Origin of the sequence: Pseudodesulfovibrio sediminis (assembly GCF_020886695.1) — a bacterium.
GTDB classification, from domain to species: domain Bacteria; phylum Desulfobacterota; class Desulfovibrionia; order Desulfovibrionales; family Desulfovibrionaceae; genus Pseudodesulfovibrio; species Pseudodesulfovibrio sediminis.
This window is the reverse complement of the sequence record NZ_AP024485.1, coordinates 452,179-476,898: the sequence shown is the minus strand read 5'-3', so window position 1 is coordinate 476,898 and position 24,720 is coordinate 452,179. Positions and strand designations below refer to the sequence as shown.

General features: G+C 50.7%; 25 protein-coding genes. 9 read left to right on the top strand and 16 right to left on the bottom strand.

Translation table 11 applies throughout. From position 1 onward, the window contains the following. Window positions 1-203: 203 nt before the first annotated feature. The 10 genes from SRBAKS_RS02325 to SRBAKS_RS17890 form a co-directional block, all read right to left on the bottom strand. Window positions 204-1,430, bottom strand: coding sequence for a divergent polysaccharide deacetylase family protein (locus tag SRBAKS_RS02325; RefSeq protein ID WP_229593213.1), 1,227 nt, complete (start codon window positions 1,428-1,430; stop codon window positions 204-206). A gap of 14 nt (window positions 1,431-1,444) precedes the next feature. Further along, window positions 1,445-2,731, bottom strand: coding sequence for a S41 family peptidase (locus SRBAKS_RS02320; RefSeq protein WP_229593211.1), 1,287 nt, complete (start codon window positions 2,729-2,731; stop codon window positions 1,445-1,447). A gap of 47 nt (window positions 2,732-2,778) precedes the next feature. Then, a complete protein-coding gene (locus SRBAKS_RS02315) occupies window positions 2,779-3,885 on the bottom strand; it encodes a murein hydrolase activator EnvC family protein (protein ID WP_229593209.1) in 1,107 nt (368 codons plus the stop codon). 9 nt (window positions 3,886-3,894) lie between these two features. Further along, on the bottom strand, window positions 3,895-4,545 hold the full coding sequence (locus tag SRBAKS_RS02310) for an endonuclease III domain-containing protein (RefSeq protein WP_229593207.1): 651 nt from the start codon (window positions 4,543-4,545) through the stop codon (window positions 3,895-3,897). 8 nt (window positions 4,546-4,553) lie between these two features. Continuing rightward, on the bottom strand, window positions 4,554-5,417 hold the full coding sequence (locus SRBAKS_RS02305; protein ID WP_229593205.1) for a 50S ribosomal protein L11 methyltransferase: 864 nt from the start codon (window positions 5,415-5,417) through the stop codon (window positions 4,554-4,556). Between the two features lie 88 nt (window positions 5,418-5,505). Then, window positions 5,506-5,721, bottom strand: a complete 216-nt coding sequence (locus tag SRBAKS_RS02300) for a hypothetical protein (protein WP_229593203.1) — start codon at window positions 5,719-5,721, stop codon at window positions 5,506-5,508. A gap of 45 nt (window positions 5,722-5,766) precedes the next feature. Continuing rightward, window positions 5,767-6,984, bottom strand: coding sequence for an aspartate aminotransferase family protein (locus SRBAKS_RS02295; RefSeq protein ID WP_229593201.1), 1,218 nt, complete (start codon window positions 6,982-6,984; stop codon window positions 5,767-5,769). Between the two features lie 17 nt (window positions 6,985-7,001). After that, the gene (gene dut, locus SRBAKS_RS02290; protein WP_229593199.1) at window positions 7,002-7,460 is read right to left on the bottom strand and encodes a dUTP diphosphatase; all 459 of its coding nucleotides are present in this window, start codon (window positions 7,458-7,460) and stop codon (window positions 7,002-7,004) included. A gap of 126 nt (window positions 7,461-7,586) precedes the next feature. Further along, on the bottom strand, window positions 7,587-9,194 hold the full coding sequence (locus SRBAKS_RS02285) for a sodium:solute symporter family protein (protein ID WP_229593196.1): 1,608 nt from the start codon (window positions 9,192-9,194) through the stop codon (window positions 7,587-7,589). Then, on the bottom strand, window positions 9,195-9,326 hold the full coding sequence (locus SRBAKS_RS17890; RefSeq protein ID WP_347339467.1) for a symporter small accessory protein: 132 nt from the start codon (window positions 9,324-9,326) through the stop codon (window positions 9,195-9,197). It lies immediately after the preceding gene. A gap of 470 nt (window positions 9,327-9,796) precedes the next feature. Here SRBAKS_RS17890 and SRBAKS_RS02280 point away from each other — a divergent pair, with 470 nt between their 5' ends. The 8 genes from SRBAKS_RS02280 to secF all read left to right on the top strand — a co-directional run bounded on the left by SRBAKS_RS02280 (window position 9,797) and on the right by secF (window position 18,152). Then, window positions 9,797-11,326 (top strand): glutamate synthase-related protein, encoded by a 1,530-nt coding sequence (locus SRBAKS_RS02280; protein WP_229593194.1) that lies wholly within the window; start codon window positions 9,797-9,799, stop codon window positions 11,324-11,326. Window positions 11,327-11,338: 12 nt separating this feature from the next. Further along, a complete protein-coding gene (locus SRBAKS_RS02275; RefSeq protein WP_229593192.1) occupies window positions 11,339-11,785 on the top strand; it encodes a 4Fe-4S dicluster domain-containing protein in 447 nt (148 codons plus the stop codon). A 10-nt stretch (window positions 11,786-11,795) separates the two neighbouring features. Further along, entirely contained in the window at window positions 11,796-13,082 is a 1,287-nt protein-coding gene (locus SRBAKS_RS02270) for an NAD(P)/FAD-dependent oxidoreductase (protein ID WP_229593189.1), read from the top strand. A gap of 11 nt (window positions 13,083-13,093) precedes the next feature. After that, window positions 13,094-14,191 carry a class II glutamine amidotransferase gene (locus tag SRBAKS_RS02265; protein WP_229593187.1) on the top strand — a complete coding sequence of 366 codons (1,098 nt, stop codon included), beginning with the start codon at window positions 13,094-13,096 and terminating at the stop codon, window positions 14,189-14,191. Continuing rightward, entirely contained in the window at window positions 14,192-14,953 is a 762-nt protein-coding gene (locus tag SRBAKS_RS02260) for a GltB/FmdC/FwdC-like GXGXG domain-containing protein (protein WP_229593185.1), read from the top strand. It abuts the gene before it with no gap. 47 nt (window positions 14,954-15,000) lie between these two features. Beyond that, complete coding sequence (yajC, locus tag SRBAKS_RS02255; RefSeq protein WP_229593182.1) at window positions 15,001-15,351, top strand: preprotein translocase subunit YajC; 351 nt, start codon at window positions 15,001-15,003, stop codon at window positions 15,349-15,351. Window positions 15,352-15,475: 124 nt separating this feature from the next. After that, complete coding sequence (secD, locus tag SRBAKS_RS02250; RefSeq protein ID WP_229593180.1) at window positions 15,476-17,071, top strand: protein translocase subunit SecD; 1,596 nt, start codon at window positions 15,476-15,478, stop codon at window positions 17,069-17,071. Window positions 17,072-17,081: 10 nt separating this feature from the next. Then, the gene (gene secF / locus SRBAKS_RS02245; RefSeq protein WP_229593178.1) at window positions 17,082-18,152 is read left to right on the top strand and encodes a protein translocase subunit SecF; all 1,071 of its coding nucleotides are present in this window, start codon (window positions 17,082-17,084) and stop codon (window positions 18,150-18,152) included. 245 nt (window positions 18,153-18,397) lie between these two features. Here the strand turns inward: secF and SRBAKS_RS02240 are convergent, their stop codons facing one another. The 6 genes from SRBAKS_RS02240 to SRBAKS_RS02215 form a co-directional block, all read right to left on the bottom strand. After that, window positions 18,398-19,066, bottom strand: a complete 669-nt coding sequence (locus SRBAKS_RS02240; RefSeq protein WP_229593176.1) for an adenylate kinase — start codon at window positions 19,064-19,066, stop codon at window positions 18,398-18,400. A gap of 95 nt (window positions 19,067-19,161) precedes the next feature. Next, a complete protein-coding gene (tilS, locus tag SRBAKS_RS02235) occupies window positions 19,162-20,172 on the bottom strand; it encodes a tRNA lysidine(34) synthetase TilS (protein WP_229593174.1) in 1,011 nt (336 codons plus the stop codon). A gap of 1 nt (window position 20,173) precedes the next feature. After that, a complete protein-coding gene (locus SRBAKS_RS02230) occupies window positions 20,174-20,521 on the bottom strand; it encodes a hypothetical protein (protein WP_229593172.1) in 348 nt (115 codons plus the stop codon). Then, complete coding sequence (gene hemA / locus SRBAKS_RS02225) at window positions 20,521-21,894, bottom strand: glutamyl-tRNA reductase (RefSeq protein WP_229593170.1); 1,374 nt, start codon at window positions 21,892-21,894, stop codon at window positions 20,521-20,523. Before hemA ends, SRBAKS_RS02230 begins: the two co-directional genes overlap by 1 nt. Further along, entirely contained in the window at window positions 21,891-22,703 is an 813-nt protein-coding gene (locus SRBAKS_RS02220) for a cytochrome C assembly family protein (protein ID WP_229593168.1), read from the bottom strand. Before SRBAKS_RS02220 ends, hemA begins: the two co-directional genes overlap by 4 nt. Beyond that, window positions 22,690-23,367, bottom strand: coding sequence for a precorrin-2 dehydrogenase/sirohydrochlorin ferrochelatase family protein (locus SRBAKS_RS02215; protein ID WP_229593166.1), 678 nt, complete (start codon window positions 23,365-23,367; stop codon window positions 22,690-22,692). The genes SRBAKS_RS02220 and SRBAKS_RS02215 overlap by 14 nt, the downstream gene beginning before the upstream one ends. A gap of 102 nt (window positions 23,368-23,469) precedes the next feature. On the opposite strand from SRBAKS_RS02215, the gene SRBAKS_RS02210 reads away from it, so the two are divergent. Next, a complete protein-coding gene (locus SRBAKS_RS02210; protein WP_229593164.1) occupies window positions 23,470-24,717 on the top strand; it encodes a glycosyltransferase family 9 protein in 1,248 nt (415 codons plus the stop codon). The last annotated feature ends 3 nt before the right edge of the window (window positions 24,718-24,720 follow it).

The window sequence follows — 24,720 nt, the reverse complement described above, 5'->3', positions numbered from 1 at the left end:
AAACAATTTTGGGAGTTTTTCAAATATCTACATACAGCTTTTGGAATATAATAACAAAAACAGACTGTTACACATCGACACTTTTTCTTTAAAAAATGTGGGAGTGTAAAAACACACTACAGCCTGATGTGCAACAAAAAGGTGCAAATTAGGAACAAAAAAGTGCAAATGAGCATTTAGATGCACATTAAAACTGCAGAAATTTATTCTGGAGAGAGTCTCGATAGAGCAATAATCTGAATGGTTCTGTTTCTGGATTTGCTCCATTTTTTGAGCGCGGCCAGAGTTTCCTTATAGGGGTGTCCGATGGCAATGGCTGTCCCCTTGGTCAGGGCAACCCGTTCGGTCTTTTTGAGTTGATGAACGATGGCATCCACATCCTTGACGTTGTCCAGAAAGGTATCCCTTTCATAAAAGGGAATAGCCACGGATTTCGCGACTTTTCTGCCTACACTCTTCGAAGAGGTTAAACTGTCAAGAAAGTACAGACCATGCCGTTTGAATTCTTCCAGAGCAACTCTCATCCCCTGAGCATTGCCTGTAAATTGCGACCCCATATGATTGTTGACCCCGATGGCTTCGGGGATTTTCTGGAGATTGGCCTGGACCTGCTTCCTGATATCGGCAGCACTCATGGTCACGAACAAGGCGTCATCCCCTGGGTTGACAGCAGGATATCCAATAGGCTCCATTGGGAAATGTACAATCAGATCATGCCTGTTCTGACTGATGAGTTCCACCGAGGCTCTGGTTGAACTTGCATTGGGCCAGACGGCAAACGTCAGGTTAAGATCGAGACGAATCAATCCTTTGAGTACAGAATAATTTTCGCCAACATCATCAATGACAATAGCGAGTTTGGGGCCTTTGACTTCGGGAATGGCAATGACACGGGGCTTGGCCTCAAGCAGCAGGCGATGGGTCGGCAGACCATTTATTTCCACCATGGCCTCATTGTCACCATTATCCAAAAGAACGGCATCAGGCAGGCGCTCATAGAGGCGCTTCCTCAAAGTGATCAGAAAATGCTGCCTGTCATCAACCTTGGGCATTTGGAGAATCTGATAGTGATACCCTCGGCCATCCAGCTGACGCAGTTCAACGTCCACCAGATCGAGATTACTCATCTTCAATCCCAAATCCTGCATGGATTGAATGATGGCCAGATCTGCCTGCTTGACCCAATCTTCCATTTCTGAAGTGGGTTCTTCATACTCCTTGGTCTCAACCGGAGCCTCTTGAGCAGCGGGTGGGGGCAACACAGGGGGAGGGGGCGTCTCTTTCGTCAGGATAAAAATTCCCAGCGACACAAGGGCCAGGAACACGACGGAAAAGAAGGCAATAAGAGGACCGGGCCGATACAGCTTGGTGACAAGCTTATCGAACCCGGTCTGTTCTTGTGTGGTTTCCTCAGGAGAGTGATCGTCCATAAGATCAGTCTTTCCTACTTGATTTCCTTCAGTCGCGGCAGGCTCTTCACGAGTTCCAAAGCCATACGGAGCTGATTGTCGCGTTGGAGCATGTCCTTGGCCTTTTCAGCATCAGTGTCTTTCTTGTTCTTGGCTGAGCCCTGTCCATTTTCCAGATGGCCACTCAAATCCTTTTCACGAACAGTAAAGCGGTTGCGCATCTGGGAATCGTCGTCCTTGTTGGGGGCGACAAAGGGAATGTTCAAATCAGGTTCAATACCCTTGGCCTGAATGGAGCGGCCATTGGGGGTGTAATAAAGTGCAGTGGTCAACTTGATGGCAGATCCATCGGTCATGGGCATGATCGTCTGAACAGAACCCTTTCCGAAGGAGCGTTCTCCCACGAGGAGGGACCGATTATGATCCTGCAAGGCTCCGGCAACGATTTCCGAAGCGGAAGCAGAACCGGCGTTGATCAGCGTGACCATGGGCACGGTTATTTCGTTTTCATTGTTGGAAGCGTAGAAGTCCTTGCGAGAGGCCTTTTCTTGTCCCTGCATGTAGACGATAGTTCCTTCACCGATGAAGGTGTCCGCAACGGATACAGCCTGGCCGAGAAGGCCGCCGGGGTTGTTGCGCAGGTCAAAGACAATGCCTTTAAGTGTATGCTGCTGTTGATATTCCGCGATTTTTTCACGCAGGTTACGCGTGGAAGATTCCTGGAATTTGGTCAAACGGAGATACAGGTATCCATCTTCGAGCGATTGGGTTTTGACGTTGACGATGGGGATGGTGCCACGCACGATGGGAATCTCAACAGGCTTGTTTGAATCTTTGTGCAGAATCATGAGCCTGACAGTCGTTCCTTTTTCACCGCGAATACGGTCCACGGCATCTTTGAGTGTCATTCCCTGTGTGGACTCTCCATTGATTTCAAGAATAAGATCTCCTGCCAACAGACCGGCCTTGTACGCCGGAGTATCCTCAATCGGAGTGACAACAAGGATACGCCCTTGTTCCTGCGTGATTTCGATACCAATTCCGCTGAATTTGCCAGCGGTATCTTCTTGCATATCCTTGAAATCATCAGGAGAAAGATATGCTGAATGGGGATCGAGCTGTTCAAGCATGCCACGAATTGAATTGTCTATAAGTTCCTTTTTCGTGAGGGGCTTTACATAGGAATTCTCAATTATATCAAGAATCTGGGAAAACCGCTTGAGGGCCTCATAGTGGTCGTCGTTGTCGGCCATGGTAGGACCGGGTGCGACCGAAAGGGTGAAGAGAAGAAGAAAAGTAAAAATCCAAAGCGAAACACGCATGAAAGCCTCCCCGTAAACGGAGTCCTAATATGTTGGGTTAACTGACATCATTTCAAAGCTGTTAACCAAGTTTTTGGGTTAATTGGTTTTTGATGAAAACGCAATTCAAAATACAACCCAGGTCCATCGGCTTTGGGGCAGTATCCGACCAACCCCAAAGGTTCATTCTTTTCAATTTCCTGCCCATTCCTGACAAAGGTCTCGGAAAGATAGGCATAAAGACTGTAGTAATCATAGCCATGATATACGATGACAACATGACCGAATCCGCGCAGGGTGTCGTTGTGAACAACTTTACCCCAGAAAACAGATTGGACGTTGACGCCCTCACCTGTACTGATGGTCCATCCATGGAGCGGCGGCTTGGCCCGCATGTTGAACCCGGAGACCAGACGACCTTTGACCGGCCACGGAAGACTCCGTTTATATAAGGAAAATCGTTTGGTTGTCTGTGACTGTAGTTGATACTTGAGATCTTCGATTGTGGCCAGAATATCCGTCAACTCACTCTCAACATTCTGCCGTTCTTTTCGAACCTTTCTGAGGTTCTTGCGCAACGCATATTTGTTCGAGAGCAGTCTGTCCTTATTTTTGTTGATCTGTCCCAGTTGTTCTTCGGCTTCAGCCGCAAGTTGCCGTTGATGTTCAAGATTTTTGGCAATTTGTTCAGAATTGGCCTTTGCCTCGGCAAGCTTGTCGCCGGTGGCTTTGTAAATCTCGGCCAGCCAGTTGAAACGCCGATCAAACATATCCCAACTGTCGACGCCCTCAAACCGGGAACGGATATTTTGCAGGTGTACGGGCCACAAGGTTTGCATCAGACCGGAAAGTTCGAGCGTGATCCGTTGTTTTTCTTCCTCAAGAAGAAAGTGATCCTGGCGGGTTTTCATTTCCTTTGCTTTGATATCCTTGAGGACGGCCTCCTGCTTGCTGACCTTTTGTTTGAGATATTTGACATCAGCCTCAATGTCGGAAAGGCGAGTGGAAATCTGTCCGGCTTTTTTGGTGAGCTCACGAACCTTCTGTTCGTTGCGATCAGCCTTGTCGTGTTGTTGCTGAAGCGTTTCATTGAGCGCGTCGCCTTCTCCCTCCGACCACGCGACGGCGGGAAAGAGGAGGGTGGATATGAGGAACAGTAAGAAAAGTTGTTTCATGAAACCGTATCAATCAAGAAAGTGTTTGAGGGGGCAGGTCTCGCAAAGACCGACCTTTTTTTTACACCAATCTTTGCCAACTCGAACGATGAGGGCGTGATATTCGTTGTACAGTGCCACATCTTCGGGCAACGCGTCCATAAAAATGGACTGCAACTCATTGTAGTCAATGTCTTCGTAAGCGAGCCCGTGGCGTCCCATCATCCGATGGGTATATGCGTCGACAACAAATGTTGGAAAATCGAGCGCATACAATAAAATTGCATCTGCTGTCTCCGGGCCGATACCATTGATGCCCAGAATCCTGGGACGGAGATCCTCAAGGGTGTATCCTTTGAGAGCGAGCAAATCATACTCGACTTCCTCGCAGAGGAATTGAAGAAAATGGCGAAGACGGCGCGCTTTGATATTGTAATATCCGGCAGGGCGTATCAATTCTGCCAACGTGTCAACCGGCAGGGAGTGCAGTCCTTCCGGCGTCAAGACCTGATGGTCCTTGAGGTTGCCGATGGCCCGTTCGACATTCTTCCAATTGGTATTCTGGGTAAGAATGGCTCCGATAGCTATCTCAAAGGGAGAATCTCCCGGCCACCAGTCACTCGGCCCCAAAGCATCATGCATGGCCTCGTACATTGCCAGAAGGGTATCAGCCTGCGTCATTGACGGCCTTAGCTTCCTATGTTGTCCCAGGTGAGGCAAACCCATTCGCCTTCGGTGAACCGTTGCGGTTGGCCTATGCCACGCTTCTCATAGGCGTCGGCCACGGCATCGGACTGCTTGTCAACAAGGATACCCGAGAGGACAAGCGAACCGCCCGGTTTGATACGAGCGAGAATATCCGAGGCCATTTCGATAAGCGGTCCTGACAGGATATTGGCCACAACCAGATCAAATTCAACGTCATCAGCCAGACAGTCAATTGACCCCACAGCCAACTCCATGCATTCGGCAACATCATTGATTCCGGCATTTTCGACAGCACAGGACACCGCGAGCGGGTCGATATCCAGTGCGACACCAGTCAGACCGAGCATGCTTAAACCAATGCCGAGAATACCGGAGCCGGTGCCGAGATCAAGAAAAGTCTGTCCGGGAAGAATGACCTCGCTTTTAGCCAGGTCGCCTATTGTCGCAAGGCACAATGACGTCGTGGGGTGATGGCCGGTGCCAAAGGCCATTTTGGGTTCTATGGTGATATGCTTGGTTGTCGTATCATCGTCATCACTCAACCACGGCGGGAAAATCTTGAATGATTCTCCACAATTGACTGGGACGAAGAAGTCCTTCCATGCCATGGCCCAATCTTCCGGTTCTTCTTCTCCATAGGTGACGTCACCATCAGGGAACCGAGCCTGAAACTCTTTGACAACTTCCATGCCGAGAGGATGATCTTCCAGATACAGTGTGATTTTTCGACCACCTTCGATCGGAGTCTCTTCCCAGCCATGGGGCACCTTGGATACAATAAATACACCGGCTTCATCAGCCAGTTCTTCGGCAATGATAAATTCTATTTTGAGCAGGGTAGACATGGAATACGTCGTCTCCGTGAGTTGAATATGACAAGGCCGGGAACCTGGTCCCCGGCCTTTATTTTTGTGTTATTGCATGTGAATCAATTTAAAAAACATTGTCGATAAACGAACCTTTTCCGGTATATTGAAATCCGTAAATCGTCGTTTTTTCAGCTTGTTTAGCGGCGTCTCCATTCAAAGCCACAACGGGCTTCTCGTCGGGCAGGGGCTGAGTGGAAGTCTGCTCCAAACGATCGACTTCAAGGTCTTTGTGCTTGGGGTGGTATTCACTCGCACCTTCTATGGGGGCCACACCGCTCATATCTGTATCCTCTATTCATCAAGATACGCATTCACCTGTTGACGGTCAAGCCGGGTCGATTTCAACAGAAGAAAGAATGGAATCGAGTACCTCCATAAAGGTGACGATATCCTCTTTCTCTATGGTTAGAGGCGGTACAAGGCGCAGGATGTTTCCCTGAGTCAAATTGCACACCATCTTGTTTTCCAAAAGGGCTTTCCAGACATCTGCGCCGTTGAAGGTCAATTCGATGCCGAAAAGCAGCCCCAACCCACGTGTCCCGGCAATCTTGTCAGGATGTTTGGCCATGACTTTTTGTGCTTCGGCCTTGGCGAATTCCCCCATATCCCAGGCCCGTTCAGCGAGCTTTTCGGTTACCATGATATCAAGCACCTTGGATGCCACGGCAGACACGACCGCGCCCCCACCGAATGTGGTGGCATGAGAGCCAGGGGCAAACCCCTTTGCAACCTCATCGGTACACATGACCGCCCCCATGGGTAGGCCATTGGCCAGGGCCTTTGCAGAGGTAAAGATATCCGGCGTAATTCCGTAATGCTGGTGCGCCCACATCTTTCCGGTGCGGCACAACCCGGTCTGCACTTCATCGACGATAAGCAGAATGCCGTTTTCCTTGCATAACGCGACTATATCGTTGACGTAATCGCTCGGCAGGGGGCGTACGCCGCCTTCACCCTGGACCATTTCGATCATGATGGCAGCTGTTTGTGCGTTGATTGCACCACGCAGGGCGTTCACATTGCCGAAAGGCACGGTCACAAAACCCTTGGGCAGCGGATTGAAACCATCCTTGATAGGGCCGGACTGTCCTGTGGCGGTCAGGGTGGACAGAGTTCTGCCGTGGAAGGATTTTTCAAGCGTGATCACTTCATGCCGATCGTCATTTTTGACCGAATGCATGTAGCGACGTGCGAGCTTGATGGCTCCTTCATTGGCTTCCGCCCCGGAGTTACAGAAGAAGACTTTGTCTGCGGCACAGGTATTCAGGAGCTTTTCAGCCAGGTCCAATTGCGGTTCCTGATAAAACAAGTTGGAAACATGGACCATTTTCCTGGCTTGTTCAGCCATGACCTCGGCCAGGTCTTCCCGACTATGCCCCAGACTGCATACCGCGATCCCGGCCAGGAAATCGTGATATGCAACGCCGTCCAGGTCGTACAGCCTGCAGCCTTTTGCCTTGGACACTGCCAAAGGATAGCGTCCGTAGGTGTTGCAGAGCAGACTGTTCTCTCTTTTTACTATCGCATCAAATGTATTACTCATTATATTCTCTCAACTCGTTAATGTTTGCCTGTTGATCCGAATCCTCCGGCCCCACGGTCTGTTTCACCGAGTTCATCCATTGGAAGGATGTTGGCCTGAAAGATGGGCATGAAGACCAGTTGTGCGATGCGCTGTCCGCGCTTGATTCGTCGCACTTGATCGGAGGTGTTGAGCAGAGACACCTTGATTTCCCCACGATAGTCCGGATCAATGACTCCAACGCCCTGGCTGACGGTAAGGCCGTCCTTGGTGCCAAGGCCGCTCCGAGAAAAAACGTACCCTGCAATGGAAGGTTCATGGATTTCAATGGCGACTCCGGCAGGAATGGCTGCCTTTTCACCTGGCCCGATTTCGATTTCATCCACATCGAGACAGGCGCGCAGGTCGAGTCCTGCCGAATATTCCGTTGCATAGGCCAGCTTGTGCTCCTCCCACACTGGGTGGAGAAATTTCATATTTACATTGATTTTATTCATATTGGTGTCCTTTTTAATCAGAATAGTTGTTTATGTTCGCATTGCTTGAAACTGTCAATCCACCATATAAAAAGGACGCCGGAGCATCTGCCCCGGCGTCCCCATACTTCTTTTAATATCCGAAGGTTAACAGAGTCCGTCCCAGCACAGATTCAGATGATCCTGTTCCATTCGTCGAGTGGCAAGGCTGGCACCGACGGCCAGAATGATGGAGACGGGCAGGGCGACCACATTGGGGTCCACCCATTGCATGAGCCACAACCAGGACATGGGCGCGGCATCAGCGACCAGCGTAACCTTGCCGGTCACAGCCTGACACAATCCAATGGGGGCAGCTTCTTTCAGGTGAATGAATAGCAGCCAGAACATGGAAAAAGAGAATCCACCGATCATGGATATCTTGGCGCCGAGCTTTGTCATGCCCTTCCAATACAGTCCAAGCACGTAAATGGGCAGGAACGAGGCTGCACACAGACCAAAAAAGAATGCCGTGGCGCGTGCGATGACCCCTTCAGGAAGCAGCCAGGCCCAAATCAGGGTGGCGATGATGGCGATAGTGACTCCAAGACGATTCAGCTTCATGGACGAGCCGTCATTGCCAATTTCAACGTACTGTTCCAGAAAGTCGCGCGAGAGCGATGTACCACCCACATGATATTGAGAACTCATGGTGGACATGGCTGCGGCAAACATGGCCACAAGGAAGAGCCCTGAAAACCATCCCGGCATTATTTTATCGATATAAAGGGGAATGATTTTGTCGTAATTACCTTTGGCCATGACACTGGAAATCTTCCCGAATTCATTGAAAAAGACGACATTTGACAGAGCGCCGGTGATGAATGCCACGCCGGTCATGAGCAGGATAAAGACACCGCCGATAGCCACGGCACGATTCAGCTCACGGTCTGAGGGCACGGTCATGTAGCGGATAGCGAGTTGAGGCTGTGCCAGAACCCCGATGCCGACACCGTAAATGATGGTGGTGTAGACAGTCAGGCCGATAGGGGATTTGAAGTTTGGTCCTTCTGTCCAACTGACAAGGCCCCCTTTGAGCATTTTGGCAGGGATCAGGTTGACCATATCCGTAAGGGCCTGGTGCGCTTCGGTCATTCCTCCAAGAAGAGAGTAGGTAGTCACCATAAGGATAAGCATCATGACGGCCATGATGGATCCTTGGAAGGCGTCTGTATACATGACCGCTTTCAAGCCGCCGGTAATGACGTACATGGCAACAATCGCAGTGACGATAATAAGCCAGTAATGATAGCTGATCGCCGGAAAAGCCACTTCAAGCATGCGGCAGATGCCGATAAGCACGGCAGCGGCATAGACCGGGATGAAGACAAAAATGACGACCCCGGTGAACTGCTGGATGAACTTCGATTTATAGCGCCTTCCCAGCAGTTCTGGGAAGGTGTGCGTATTCAGGGCCAGCCCCATACGGCGGGTCCGCTTGCCAAAAAAGACCATGGCAATGAAAACACCGACAAAAATGGTCAGAAAGGTGAGCCAGAGCAACGACATGCCAAACATGCCGGACACGCCGCCAAACCCCACAATGGCGGATGTGGATACAAAGGTTGCTCCGTATGACATGGCCAGAACGAACGGATTCATGGAGCGACCGGCGAGCATGTAATCAGTCGATTCCTTGGTCTTTTTCCATGCTTTGTATCCAAGAAAGAAAATGACTCCCAAGTAAATGAGTATGCCGATGAGTTTGCCTTCCATCTATGCATCCCCCCCGGGTTCATCATTGCCTTTGTTGTTCCAGTTCAAGAGTCCATAAACAACACACAGTACCGTCGCACCGACGGATAGCCAGAACGCAAGTGCTATCTCCATACTTCCAAAACCCAACATCATCACAAATTCCCCTCTCGTTTTCGACCCCGGCATCCACTTCGACCCGCAAAAGAAAAGGGCCGTAAGCTTAACGCCTACGGCCCTTGTTGTGTATGTAGTCTACTGTCGTTTACATGCACACCTCAGAACCGCAGGCGCTTCTAAAAAAGCGAAAGCTAAAAAAGAAAAAGAAGCTAAAGCGATTCTGGTTCGTGTTCATGCGAATCTCTTTATTATTAAAGGAGTTGTAAGTCAAGGAAAGACGGCGTTTTCTCGGTTCTGGCGTGCTCGATAACTATGAGCAGATTTAAATGGGTTTAATATCGAGTGATTAACTGCTTCCTTGACAGATAGGAATGAGATGTGGTTTTTTGGTTATCCCCTGAAAAAATAGTGAAAATTCATGGATTATCAAAAGCAAATCACCTTTTCGGGAAGTTGTTTCAATAAATCAAAGTTTTGGCAACCAATATACGAGGTAACAAACCTTGCTGTTTCAGCCCATCAACAAGAACTATCATGAGTTCGTCATAGACCGGGACCCGGACCTGTGCATCAACTGCAAGGTCTGCATCCGGCAATGTTCCTATGAGGCGCATTTCTGGGATGATGCCCGCCAAAAGGTCATGCATGACAATGCCAAGTGTATCGGCTGCCATAGATGCGAAGCCCTCTGTCCGACCAACGCGTTGAATATACGCAACAAACCATCAGATTTTCGGACAAACAGCTTGTGGAGACCGGTCTTTCTGCAAAATATCTATAAACAGGCGGATACAGGCGGTGTACTTCTGGCAGGCATGGGCTCGCCGGTAGATATTCCCGTTTATTGGGATCAGATGCTTCTGGATGCCTCCCAGGTAACCAATCCATCAATTGACCCTCTACGCGAGCCCATGGAGTTGAAGACGTTCCTCGGGGCCAAGCCCCGCAAGTTGGATATCACGACCGACAAGAAAACCGGAAAACCCCGATTGAACACCCGGCTCACACCGCAACTTGAATTGGATATTCCCATTATGTTCGCAGCCATGAGTTTTGGTGCCATCAATTTCAATCTTCACCGCGCCATGGCCCGTGCCGCCACGGAAACCGGCACCGCCTACAACACAGGCGAGGGCGGTCTGCACAAATCATTATATAAGTATGGCGCAAACACCATTGTTCAGGTGGCGTCCGGTCGTTTCGGCGTGCACCGCGACTACCTCAAGGCAGGCGCAGGGATCGAGATCAAAGTCGGACAGGGCGCAAAGCCTGGGATAGGCGGTCATCTCCCCGGTGAAAAGATCAACGACAAGGTCTCTGAAACCCGGATGATTCCCATTGGCTCAGACGCCATCTCGCCGGCACCGCATCACGATATTTATTCTATCGAGGATTTGCTCCAGCTTATCTATGCATTGAAAGAGGCCTCCGAATACAAGGCTCCTGTCTCGGTCAAGATAGCAGCGGTACACAACGTGGCCGCCATTGCTTCAGGTATCGCCCGGGCTGGCGCCGATATCGTGACCATTGACGGAATGCGTGGCGGTACTGGAGCTGCCCCGGCCATGATTCGAGACAATGTGGGGATTCCTATCGAGCTTGCTCTGGCACAGGTGGATCAACGACTGAGAGATGAGGGCATCCGCAACAATGTGTCCATTGTGGCAGCAGGCGGCATCCGTTGTTCCGGTGACGTGGTCAAGGCAATCGCCCTGGGTGCCGACGCCGTGTATATCGGCACCGCAACCCTGATCTCAGTGGGGTGTACTCTGTGCGGACGGTGCTATACGGGCAAATGTCCGTGGGGGATCGCCACCAATGACCCCAAGCTGTCCAAACGGCAAAATCCGGATATCGCGGCCAAGAAAATGGCCAACCTCATTCGTGCATGGGGGCACGAAATTGAAGAGATGCTCGGAGGTATGGGGCTGAACTCCATCGAATCCCTGCGCGGCAATCGAGACAAACTGCGCGGCGTGGGTATTTCCGACACTGAACTCGACATTCTCGGCATCAAACACGCCGGGCGCTAGACAGAGGGCATAATGAAACGAGTTTATCCGAATAAAGAATATTGTATCGGCTGCCACCTTTGTGAGCTGGCCTGTATTACATCCCACTCCAAGTCAAAGGATCTGATCATCGCTTTCCGCGAGGAGCGGGGAAAGGACGGGCTTTCTCCGCGAAAACGCGTATTCGAAAACGGAGACATCTCAGTGGCCATAAGTTGCCGTCATTGTGACGAGCCAGCCTGTGTGGCGGCCTGTATCGCCGGTGGCCTGCACAAAGACCCGGAAACAGGGCGCACTGTCTATGACAGAGAAAAATGTGTCGGCTGCTGGTCCTGTCTCATGTCCTGCCCATACGGTGCCATTAGGCGGCACCCCACAGAGGATAAGATCGTTAAATGTGATTTGTGTTTTGAGCGCGAGAACGGTCCCGCCTGTGTGGAAGCGTGTCCTAATGGGGCACTAAAATTCGAAGAACGATAGGAACGAGACCATGAAATACGTCATCATCGGGAACGGAATCGCTTCTATCGGTGCCATTGAAGGCATCCGCAAGGTCGATACCACAAACGAAATTCTGGTTATTGGCGCCGAAGACTCCCATGCCTACGGACGTCCGCTTATCTCCTACCTGTTGGCCGGGAAGATCGGCCCCGAGCGATTAGCCCTTCGTCCGCAGGATTTTTATCAAAAAAGCAATGTTTCTCTGATGCTTGGTACGCGGGTTACCGGCATAGACACCACGACAAAGACAATAACGACCGACCAGGGTGACACGGTTGAATTTCAGCATTTACTCATTGCCACAGGCGGTATTCCTTTTTCACCGTCCATTCCGGGAACCGATGGTGCTGACGTCTATAATTTCACCAACCTGACACACACACAGCTTCTCATATCGAAAGCCAAGGAAATAAAGAGGGCGGTTGTCATCGGCGGGGGGCTTATCGGCCTCAAAGCAGGTGAATCACTTTTTGATCGAGGGGTTGAGGTAACCATTCTGGAGCTTTCTCCACGCATTTTGAGTCTGGCTTTTGACGAGAATGCGGCAGCGCTTGCAGGAAAACGACTGGAAGAAGTGGGGCTTCATGTTCGATGCGGTGTAACAGCCAAGGACATTCAACGAGATACTGATGGCCGACTCAAAGGGATCCATCTGACAGACGGCGACTTTTTGCAATGTGACGCAGTGGTGATTGCCATCGGCGTAGTGCCCAACTACGATCTTGCCAAAAATGCCGCCATCGAAGTGGATCAAGGCATCAGGGTGGATGAACATATGCACACCAGCGCCGAGGGAGTGTATGCCGCAGGCGATGTGGCCCAGGCCAAAGATCTGTTGTTCGGTGAAAAACGCGTCATTCCCATCTGGACCAACGCTTACAATCAGGGCTTTTGCGCAGGCAAGAACATGGCTGGTTGCGCTACCGAATTCACCGGTTCCCTGTCCATGAATTCAATATCATTTTATGGTTTGCCTACTATTTCAGTGGGGCGGGTAAATCCTCCCGAGGGCGATGATTCTTATGAAATAGCCCTGTCGCTGGATGAAAAGAAAAAAAGCTATCGCAAGCTCGTATTTCAGAACGATCGCCTGGTGGGCTATGTTTTGGTGGGTGATATTGATATGGCAGGCATGTACACCGCTTTTGTCAAATTCAAGATGGCTGTCCCGGAAGGGGCCAAGAAGCAAATCCTGGCCGGAGAGCCTGATGTGTTGATGTGGCCCGACGATTTTTTCCAGGAAACATGGAATCCCGGCGTTGTTGACCCCGACTAAAGAGATACGCAATGAAAGCACCAGACAGATATTATGATTTCGAAAAAGACATTTCCGGTTGCGGCGTCTTTGGCGTCATCAACAAGAAGCGTGGTCTGATTTCCGGTGACATGCCCATTCAGGCCATGACCTGCATGCATGACCGAGGTAACGGGCTGGGTGGCGGATTCGCCGCCTATGGCATTTACCCGGACCATGCAGACAAATACTGCTTTCACATGATGTGTGATGATACAGCTGCCATCAGTGGGTCTGAATCCTTGCTCAAGAAATACTTCGAGTTACATTTCTACGAACCGATTCCGACACGCCGGACATTGGCTATTCCGACGTCTCCCAGATTCAATCGGTATTTCGTGACTGTTCCCGAGAATCCGGACAATGAATTCTGGGAACTGCCTGAGGAGGATTATGTGGTGGCCGTTGTCATGAAAATCAACACCACCATTCCCGGCGCGTTCGTCGTCTCCAGCGGCAAGAACATGGGAGCCTTCAAAGGGGTCGGTTTTCCTGAAGATATCGCTGAATTCTTCCGGCTGGAAGAATATGAAGCGTATATCTGGACCGGCCATAATCGCTTCCCGACCAATACACCGGGCTGGTGGGGAGGGGCTCATCCTTTCACCATTTTAAACTGGTCCATAGTACATAACGGCGAAATTTCTTCCTACGGTATCAACCGGCGCTACCTTTGTGAGCACGACTACCTGTGCACCATGATGACTGACACCGAGGTTGTGGCCTATGAACTCGATATGCTCATCCGCAAACATGGTCTTTCCTGGGAAATGGCAGCTAAGGTGTTTGCTCCGCCTTTTTGGGATGAAATTGAACGTATGGACGAGGATGAAAAGGAACTCTACACCACGCTTCGCGCCACATACGGACCGGCCATGCTCAACGGGCCGTTCGCCATCCTGGTGGCGAGCAACAACAGGCTCATGGGACTCAATGATCGGATCAAACTCAGGCCATTGCTGGTGGCTGAAAAGGACGACATGATCTTCATGTCTTCAGAAGAATCTGCCGTGCGTGATGTCTGCCCGGAACTGGACAGGGTATGGATGCCCAAGGCAGGCGAACCGGTAATTGTGGATATGGAGGCTTAAATGCCAGTCAAAATAAAACAGAAGACGCTCACGGCAGGGCGAACACATTATCGTCAGTTAAATGAGGAAATACGGGAGCTTGTCAATAAAGGCGTGACTGATTTCACCATCAAGCAATGTACTGGCCAACGATATATCGCAACCGCTCTTGAAGGGGATCTCTCATTTGATATCTACGGCGTCCCCGGCCAGGATCTCGGCGCATTCATGCGTGGTCCAAGAATCCATATCCACAACAACGCGCAGGACGGTGTCGGCAATACAATGGATGACGGACGCGTTATCATCGACGGTATCGCTGGCGACGTTATTGGCTACGCCATGCGTGGGGGTGAAATATTCATACGAGGAGATGTCGGTTATCGTGTTGGAATCCATATGAAAGCCTATCTTGAACATCAGCCTAAAATCGTGATCGGAGGCAAGGCAGGGGACTTCCTCGGAGAATATATGGCTGGAGGAATTATTTTGCTCTTGGGTATGTTTTCTGATAAGCCTGATGCGCCTGTTGCGGGACGAAATCTCGGAACAGGCATGCACGGCGGTGTCATCTATGTACGTGGCGAAATGCCTGAAGCCCAGCTCGGTCCGGGCTTGAGCGCTCAGCCAGCGGACGAAGAAGACTTCAAAATCATTGAAAGTCTTGTTGAAGATTATGCCAAGGAATTGAAGCTGGACAGCAAGGACATTTTGAGCGATAACTTCGTGAAAATACGTCCATTTTCGCATCGTCCGTATGCCAACCTATACGTGCCGTGCTAAAAAAACTGGGAACAGTACAACATTATTAACTTTTTTTGGAGAAACCTATGCTCTTCGAATCCGTAGCATATGCCATGGCCCCGCCCGCAGGTGGCGGTGGTGAAGGCGGCTTGGGCGCCATTATTGGCGGTCCGCTGCCCATGCTCGTCCTGATGTTCGCCATTTTCTACTTCCTGCTCATCCGTCCGCAGCAGAAAAAGCAGAAAACCCACAAGGCTATGCTGGAAGCCCTCAAAAAGGGTGACAAAGTATGGACCAATGGCGGCATCCTTGGCACTATCGTGTCCATCGATGGTGACAATATCACCATTGAAATCGCCACAGGTGTCAACGTTGTCATCAAGCGCGGCTTCGTAGCCGACAAGGATGGCGGCGCACCCGCAGCCGACAAGAAGTAGGTTCTTGCACCCGGTATTTGAGACGATCAAGCGGATCGGACCACTGTCTGTGGCCCGATCCGCACTTGTGTTTCTTGAACGTGGAATTTGACCATGTTCGTCGAGTTTCAGTAAGGGAGTTTACATGCAAAGTTTACGTTTCAGAGCCATTGCGGCCCTGATCGTCCTGATCCTCGGACTGGTATACATGTTACCGTCCGTTCCCGGCGTACAGGATTCTGCTTTGGGCAAAATCCTTCCGGGCGATGCCATTAATCTTGGCCTCGACCTCAAAGGCGGTATCCATCTCACTCTTGGTGTTGATATGGATACGGCCATGGACAACAACCTGGCCCGTCTTGGAGACGACCTCAAGGCCACGGCACGCGAGGGGGATGTCTTCATCCTGCGTCCGACAGTGCTGTCCGAATCTCAGATCGAGGTGACCCTGCTCAAAGGTGATCAAAAAGATGCCTTTGATACAATCATCAAAAATTCCAGCCCTTTTGCCATAGAGAGTAGTACTCCCCTGGGTGACAGCAAGCTGAAATATGTCCTGTCCATTTCCCCCCAGTACCGCAGCAATATCGAAAAGCTGACAATGGAACAGGCTATCAAGACCATCCGCAACAGGATTGACCAGTTCGGCGTTGCCGAACCTGATATCCGTCGTCAGCAGGATAATCGAATCCAGGTCCAGTTGCCTGGTCTTCAGGATCCTGAACGCGCCATCAAGATCATCGGGCAGACAGCACTCCTCGAATTCAAGATGGTCGATGACACTGCTGATATCGAAAAAGCGAAGAAGGGCATACTTGCTCCAGGTCGAGAACTTTCAACGATTCTGCACAAACTGCCCAACGGTAAGTACTCTGAGACATCCATTGTTCTCAAAAAAGACTCTGTGCTCACCGGTGAGTATGTCACTGACGCAAAGGTTTCCATGGACCAGTGGAACAAGCCCTTCGTGTCCATTACCTTTAATGCACGCGGTGGCGCCATCTTCACCAACCTTACCAGCGAAAACGTCAACAAACGCATGGCGATCGTTCTGGATGGCAAGGTGTATTCCGCCCCGGTCATTCAGGAACGTATCTCCGGCGGTCGCGCATCCATTACCGGTCAATTCACTCAGGAAGAAGCGCGTGACCTGGCTGTCGTATTGCGCGCCGGTTCCCTGCCTGCCCCAGTTCAGATCCTTGAGCAGCGCACAGTAGGCCCGTCCCTGGGACAGGAATCCATCGACAACGGTATCATGTCCGCAGTTATCGGTATGGTCGCGGTGCTTGCCTTCATGCTGATCTATTACGGATTCGCTGGCATGGTCGCCGACCTGGTGCTCTGCATCAACATCATGCTCATCATGAGTGGTCTCGCCTTATTTGGTGCGACGCTGACCTTGCCGGGTATAGCGGGTATCATCCTGACTATCGGTATGGCCGTTGACGCCAACGTCATCATCTTTGAACGTATCCGTGAAGAACTCAGACGAGGCCTCTCCTCGACGCAGGCCATAATTGAAGGGTATGACAGAGCTACGCTCACCATCCTGGACGCGAACCTGACCACCGTCATTGCGGCCATTATCCTCTATCAGTTCGGAACCGGCCCGATTCGTGGTTTTGCTGTTACCTTGATACTCGGTATCGTCACATCCATGTTCACGGCCATCTTCGTGTCGCGCATCCTGTTCGACCTGTACACTAAAAGCCGCTCCGCCAACGCGAAGCTGAGCATTTAAGGGGACGATCATGGGACTTCAAATAATTAAACCCAACACGACTATTGACTTCATCGGCATCAAGAAGATTGCCTTTATTCTCTCGGCGCTGCTTATTCTGGCCGGTCTCGGCTCCCTGATTATCAAGGGTGGCCCCAAGTACGGCATCGACTTCGCAGGCGGCATGATCGTCCAGGTAAAGATCGAAAAAGATACAGACGTCAATATGGTCAAGGATGCCCTGAAGGGTGTCGAGCTGCCCGGATTGGTCGTCCAGACATTCGGTCTGGAAGGCGACCACGAGTACCTGATTCGCACCTCCAGTTCCAACATCTCCTCGGAGGAAGTCAGGAACCGGGTGAACAATGCGTTTCAAGCCAATCTTGACGGTGCATCGTACGATATCCAACGCCTTGAAATGGTTGGCCCCAAGGTCGGTGCCGACTTACGTTCCAAGGCCTTGGAAGCACTGTTCTACGCAGTGTTGCTGATTGCCGTTTACATCTCGGGCCGCTTTGAACAGCGGTGGACCGTAGCTGGCTTCATGGCCGCCGCTTTGGGCGCAGGTGTGTATGGTATCGGTTTGCTCGGTCTTGACATGGGCTGGCTCATTATCGCGGCTCTGGCCATCACGGTCGGGCTGTGTTGGTACCTGAAACTCAACTACGCTCTCGGCGCTGTAACGGCGCTTATACATGACGTGACCATAACGATCGGCATCTTCTCAATTCTGGGCAAGGAATTCGACCTGACGATCATTGCGGCATTGCTGACCATCATCGGTTACTCGCTTAACGATACCATTATCGTATTCGACCGTATCCGTGAAAACAGCAACGCACGCAAGAACACCAATTCCTTTGCGGATGTGATCAATCTGTCAGTCAACCAGACATTGTCTCGTACCATCATGACGTCACTCACGACGTTGATGGTCGTGTTCTGCCTGTTTGTTCTTGGTGGTTCCGTTATCCACGACTTTGCCCTGGCACTGCTCATAGGCATCGGCGTTGGAACGTATTCCTCCATCTTTGTCGCCAGCCCGATCCTTCTTGGTTTCGGCCCCAGCGACTTTGCCAAGCAGGACGAAGTAGAAGCATAAATCGATTCAATTCGAAAAGACAAAGGGAAGGGCCTCATGGTCCTTCCCTTTTTTTGTTGTCCGGCTTGTCAACATCAGTCCCCTCGGGCTTAAAAACAACAAGGCATACTGTAGAGAGGGGAGTCCTTCGAATAAAACCGTCTGTATCTGATCAGTTAAAGACGTCACCGTGTGTCTGGGTAATAGACGCAAAAAAAGTCCCTCAGGCATGCCTGAAGGACTTTACATATTCTCTAAAGACAGAACTAGACGAGCTGGCTCATCAGGTAGTCCTTGATAGTATCAATGGAATCTTCACCGTTGAGTTCGATGAACTTGAAACCACCGTCAGTCATGTTCTTGTAGAAGTTGCAAGCGGCCATGGTGCCGGTCTCTTCATCGTAGTAGATGTCGTGACGCTGATCGATAGCGGCTTCATCCTGGTCATCTTCACGAGCGGACAGAGCGCCGCCGCAGACACGACATTTGTCACCGTCAGGAGCGATCACAGGGATACCGACGTTGTTAGGGTGGTTCGGGTTGTTCTCGCAGAGGCGACGACCCATGATGCGACCCTTGGCGATTTCGCGGGGCAGCTTAATTTCGATAACGAAGTCGAGCTTTTCGCCATCTTTCTGCAGGGATTCCCACAGCTTTTCACCCTGAACGAGAGAGCGGGGAAAGCCGTCAAGCAACCAGCCGTTTTCATCAGAGTTGGACAGAACGTCCAGAACCATCGGGATGGTAATGTCATCAGGAACGAGCTCGCCCTTGTTGATGTATTCCTTGGCTTTCATGCCGAGTTCGGTGCCGCCGCCGATGTGCTTGCGGAAAATGGCACCGGATTCGATGTGATCCAGACCGTATTTGTCTTTGGCCAGGGTTCCCTGGGTGCCTTTACCGGAGCCGTTGGGGCCGAAAATAAGAATATTCATAATTCCTCCTGATGAGTGAAAAAGCGAAATGCCGCATGGCAGTTCAGCACATTGTGCAAAAGATCACATGCTCTTATACCGGGCAGTAAAGGAAGTCAATGGGTGGTGGCGAAAACCATGCCGGAAGCGGTAATCGTAGCAGTCTTTTCACCCGGGAATTGCAGCACAGCGCCTACACGTTTTTCCTGCCAGGCTTCATCAAGATTGAATAATGTGTGTGCCAGTGCCTGTCCCGGTCCCAAACGGTCAAGACAGGCTTTATAGAGACGAAGCCGAGCCGCCTTGTGAGATGCGTCCAAGAGGTCTGCAGAAAGCGTATCTGAGGCATCCTGAGTCATTTTCTCCCAATAGTCGCTCTCGATACGACCAATTTTCCAAAGCCGCCCAACGGAATCCCTGAAATTGGGGTTCTCCTTGAGGAGCAGGGGGAGAATTTCATTACGCACACGGTTGCGAGTCATATCGGACTCCGCATTGGTAGCGTCTTCGCGCCACAGCACACCCACATGCGTCACAAACGCCTTTAATGTGGATTTGGGAAGCATGAGAAAAGGACGAATGAGATTGCGGTCTGGATCATACCCGGACATGCCGGATAAACCGGGCCAGCCGGTTCCCCGGATGAAGCGCATAAGGACATCTTCGCTCAGGTCGTCCAGATGATGTCCCAAAGCAATATACTGCGCCGAGTGGGATTGCAGGACCTCGTTAAAAAAAGAATAGCGTGCAGAACGGCCCGCTTCTTCCAGACCAGTTCCCATTACTTTGGCCAACGCTCTGATGTCCTGAGAATTGACAAGACACTTGATGTTCAATGAAGCACACAATTCCTGCACCCAGCGAGCATCATCGTCGGCTTCATCGCGAAGAGTATGGTTAAGGTGAGCGGCGATGACGTGGCAGCCCAGCCTGGGAGACAAGTAGTGCAGGACAAGCAGCAGGGCGGTGGAATCCACGCCGCCCGAGACACCGATGACGATCTTTTTCTCTTTCAGATCGACATTCAATTCGTGCGTAATGAATTTTTCGGTATACAAACAGAAATGCGCCCACTTGGGGAGCAAATCCTGCAATGATTGCAGAGGGGTATCTTTTGAACTCGTCATACTAGACAGAGATTTCAAGCTCCTCGATGAACTGATCGAGGTACTCAATCATGTGCTTGCGTTGCTCAGAAGTCGCGTAGGTGACACAGGAGCACCGCATTCTGTTGCGGCCACGTACCAGAAGCTCCAGCTTCAAAGAGCTTTCTTCTGTACCGGCGATACATTCCAGCGCCATGAAGTACGGACCACATTCATCCATATGCTCTTGCTGTTCACGTTGAAGAAGTTCCTCTGGCATGGGAAGGTAATAAATATCATCAATAGGACCACGAAATCCAAGTTCATCAAAGGATTTCATTACCTTCTTGTAATCGTCTTCAACGAGATCTTCTATCAGATAGCTCCGCATTATTGTTCCTTTTTCGATACTTCAATGAGTTGTTCAATATCTTCGGGTGCGCATGTCTGCGATTTCCTGTTGAGGTGCGCCGTAGGCGGAACGACCTCGTCATCCAGATTGAACATGCGACGTGCCAGATCGATAAACCGTTCGGCCGAACCTTCTTCCTGAGTACGTCGTTTCAGGAAACAGATAGGCTCATGCAGGGATTTACGCCCGATGGAAAGGACCAGTGTTTCAAGAGCCTTGAGCGTCTTGTTGTCCACTGGGCCAATTTTTTTCAACGTCTTGTTCAATTCCCGAAGAGCAACTTCTTCGGTTTTGTCCACCATGTCCACAATGGTAGGTTGCAGACTCAATGAGTTCAACCAGTTGCCAAAAATTTCGGTCTCCAGTTCGACAACGGCATGCGCCTTGGATGCCTCTTCCTGGCGCTGGGCCATGTTTTCGTCGACCACCTCTTTGAGATCGTCGATATCGTATAGATATACGTTGTCCAGGTTGTTGATGTTGGGGTCGATATCTCGTGGCACTGCGATGTCGATAAAAAACATGGGTTTGTTTTTGCGCCGCTTGAGGATAGATTTGACATCCTTGGCCTTGATGACCGCCACCGGTGAGCCTGTGGAACTGATGACGATATCCACTTCATGCAGTCGATCAGGCATTGACTCGATCTGGATAGGCTCACCACCAAGATTATCAGCCAGCTCCTTGGCCCGAGAGAGTGTTCTATTGGCAATGATGATATCCTGCACACCATTACGCATCAGGTGGGTTGCGGCCAATTCTGCCATTTCACCAGCACCGACCAGCATGGCCTTGGTGCCCTCAAGGTCGCCGAAAATCTTGCGCGCCAACTCCACGGCCGCATAACTGATTGAAACAGCGCTGGAAGCAATGGCGGTCTCTGTACGAATGCGTTTGGCCACTGAAAACGACTTGTGCAGCAGACGATTGACGATGGTTTTGGCTGCACCGCGTTCGACCGCGACACGGTAGGCATCCTTGAGCTGGCCGAGAATCTGCGGCTCTCCCATGACCATGGAATCCAGGCTGCTGGCCACGGTAAAGATGTGCTGTACGGCTTCAAGGTCAGAATATTGATAGATATTTTCCATCAACAGCTCCGGAGAGGCCTTACAGACTCCTGCCCAGTACTGGATGAGCGAATCCATAACTTCTCTTTCCGGGACACCTTTGCCAACAGCCACAATCTCCACCCTGTTACAGGTGGAGAGCGCCATACATTCATGCACTGGACAGTTGCCCATGAGCCCCTGTTCAAAGTTCTCCACGTCAGTCAGAGCGAATTTTTCACGTACGTCCACACCTGCGGTACGATGGTTCAATCCAATAAGTATGATTTTTCTATTGTTCATGGCATCGCCCTGAAAGTAATTGTGTGATGAATAAGGGAGATGCACATACCGGCAAAGACCCAGATTGTCAGGATGGCGGGTTTACGTCCGCGCCACCCCAATACGATGCGTTGGTGAAAAAGAAAGGCGTAGAGGAACCAGACTGCTAATGAGCCTATCTTCATGATATCCCATGCGAATTTCTTGTCAGGAGCCACCCAGTACCAGAAAAAGGTGGAAAAAAGCCCCAATGTGTACAAGGGAAACCCGAGAGTTACGGTCCAATGATTAACCGTGTCAAATTTGTTGAGAGAAGGTACTCCTTGTCCCATTGAGGTCAGGCCGGCCTTGGTCTTGAGCTGGCGGTTGTAATAAATGAATGCCAGAGCGGCCCCAAAGGCCATCATCAGGGCACCAAGTGTCAAGACAAGGGTTCCTATATGCAAGCCGAAGAACAAAAGCGTCAAATGCGGCGGCATGAAGACCTTGATACCGCCAAAGGCCATCGAGCCGACAAAAAGAAGGGCTGCCAAGGGCAGGGCGGTTATGGCCAGAAATTCAAGGCGGAGCTTCCACCAAAGGAAGAAGTAGAAGGCCACCACTGACCAGGCCAGAATATTGAAATAAAAAGTACCACCATACAGCACTGAGGGGTCACTGTTGACCATGAGCCCCAAGTCTACTGTATTCAAAGCAAAACCGAGTACAGCAAACCATGTGGCGATGCGCTTAAGCTTGTCGTTTCCGGAAGAAATACCGGTCAGAAACAACAGGGTGCCAAGAGCATAGAGTACGATAATGCAGATATGTAATGATTCAAACGAGCCCATCAAGTAACTCCGGGATGTTGTCGTGCAACGGTTCGGGCAAAGATTCTTTAAGTATTTCGACGACAGAGTCAAGGTCATGATCCTTGATTGCCGTCAATAGATTCGAGTTGACCAACTTACGAAAGACAGCTGTATTCTCCTTGGTTTCCAAAGCAAGATCAAGCATGAGGGGACGAATGAGGCCCATAAGAGTTAGCAAGCGCGCATATTCGTCGCCAAACGATTCTCGCAGATCCCTGCAGATACATTTGGCCAGAGCAGGGCTTTGTCCTCCGGTGGAAATGGCAAGGGTTAGATCTCCCTGCTTGACTGATGCCGGGACAATGAAACTGCTTTTCTCCGGTTGATCGGCGATATTGCACAGAATACCACGTTCATTACAAACACGACTGATATGCTCGTTGATTGCCTCGGAAGTAGTGCAGGCTATAACCAGGAACTGTCCATTGAGGTCCGCATCATCAAATTCCCGACAACAATAGGTTACATTACCCTGCTTAAGAATGGAATCCAAAGACGAATCAGGCTCTCGGGTATCAATGATGGTGACCGCAGCGGCCCCGGAATCGAGCAGAGATTGAATTTTCCGTTTGCCAACGTCACCGGCGCCGACAACGAGACAGTGTTTGTTTTCCAAGTTCACGAAGATTGGATAGTATCGCATCTGTCTTGATAACCAATGCCCGCTTGCATGTAAAATGGGAAATTGCCCGGTTCTTGCAATAATCAATTGAATTACGCTAGTATTTTGACACCCTGAAGGACCATGAAAAATTATCTTGTCATACAACTCGCCCGATTCGGGGATTTAATCCAGACAAAGCGACTCGTCGCCACTCTGACGACACGTCCTGACGCCACTGTACATCTATGTGTTGATATCTCTCTTGAACCATTGGCACGACTGGTTTATCCCGATGTTATCGTTCACCCGATTCTGGCACATGGAACCGGATTGAGTGGGCATGATGCCGCCTTGAAAATGCTTGTGGAGAACAGACGCTCCTTTGCAGAACTCTCCGGTATTGATTTTGAGACCATCTACAATCTCAACTTTTCGCCGCTGAACTTCAGACTGGCCGCGCTTTTTGATCATGAAAAAGTGGAAGGATACTCCTGGCACAATGGGCAGGAGATCACCGGACAGTGGCCGGCAATGGCCATGCGTTGGTCCAGACTGCGTCGCCTCGGTATGAACCTCGTGGATTTTTGGGCCGGGTACTGCCCGGACATGATTGTCCCGGAACAGGTCAACCCCCATGCCTCGCCCAAAGGAGGCGGTATAGGCGTTGTTCTGGCTGGACGGGAGTCACGACGCTCGCTTCCCGCATCTCTTCTGGCGACCATGGTAACGACCATGTCATCCACCGTTTCAGGAAAAATATTTCTTTTGGGTGGGGCAAGTGAACATCAGGCGGGGCAGTCACTGCTCAAAGCGTTGTCTCCCAGCCTCCAATCCCGGACAGAGAACAAAGCTGGCAAAACCGATTGGGCTGAACTTGTTGATTTAGTAGGATCTTTGGATATGCTTTTGACGCCGGATACCGGAACCATGCACCTGGCAGCACACCTTGGAACGCCTGTCCGAGCCTTTTTCCTTTCATCTGCATGGTGTTTCGAGACCGGCCCTTACGGCCTCGGGCATACGGTTTATCAGGGAGTTACAGAGTGTCTGCCGTGCCTTGAGACACAGCCATGCCCGTATGATGTACGGTGTCTCGGAGGCTTTACCGCCCCTCAGTTGCAACGCTTTCTCATTACAGGAAAGAGTGATCACACTCCTGAAGGGATACTTGGTTTCAAGTCGTCATTTGATGCTCTGGGCCAGATATACACATCTTTTGCTGGGGAAGACGCTGACTTGCAGCAACGAACAGTGCTGCGGCAGTTCATACTTCAGCATCTCTCTGGTGTCTCTGCTGGTTTTTCGGAATTGGAGCACGCTTTTGCTCACGAATTCTATCGTGAAAAAGACTGGATGACCAAGATACAACCCAACGCAACACATGGATAACTA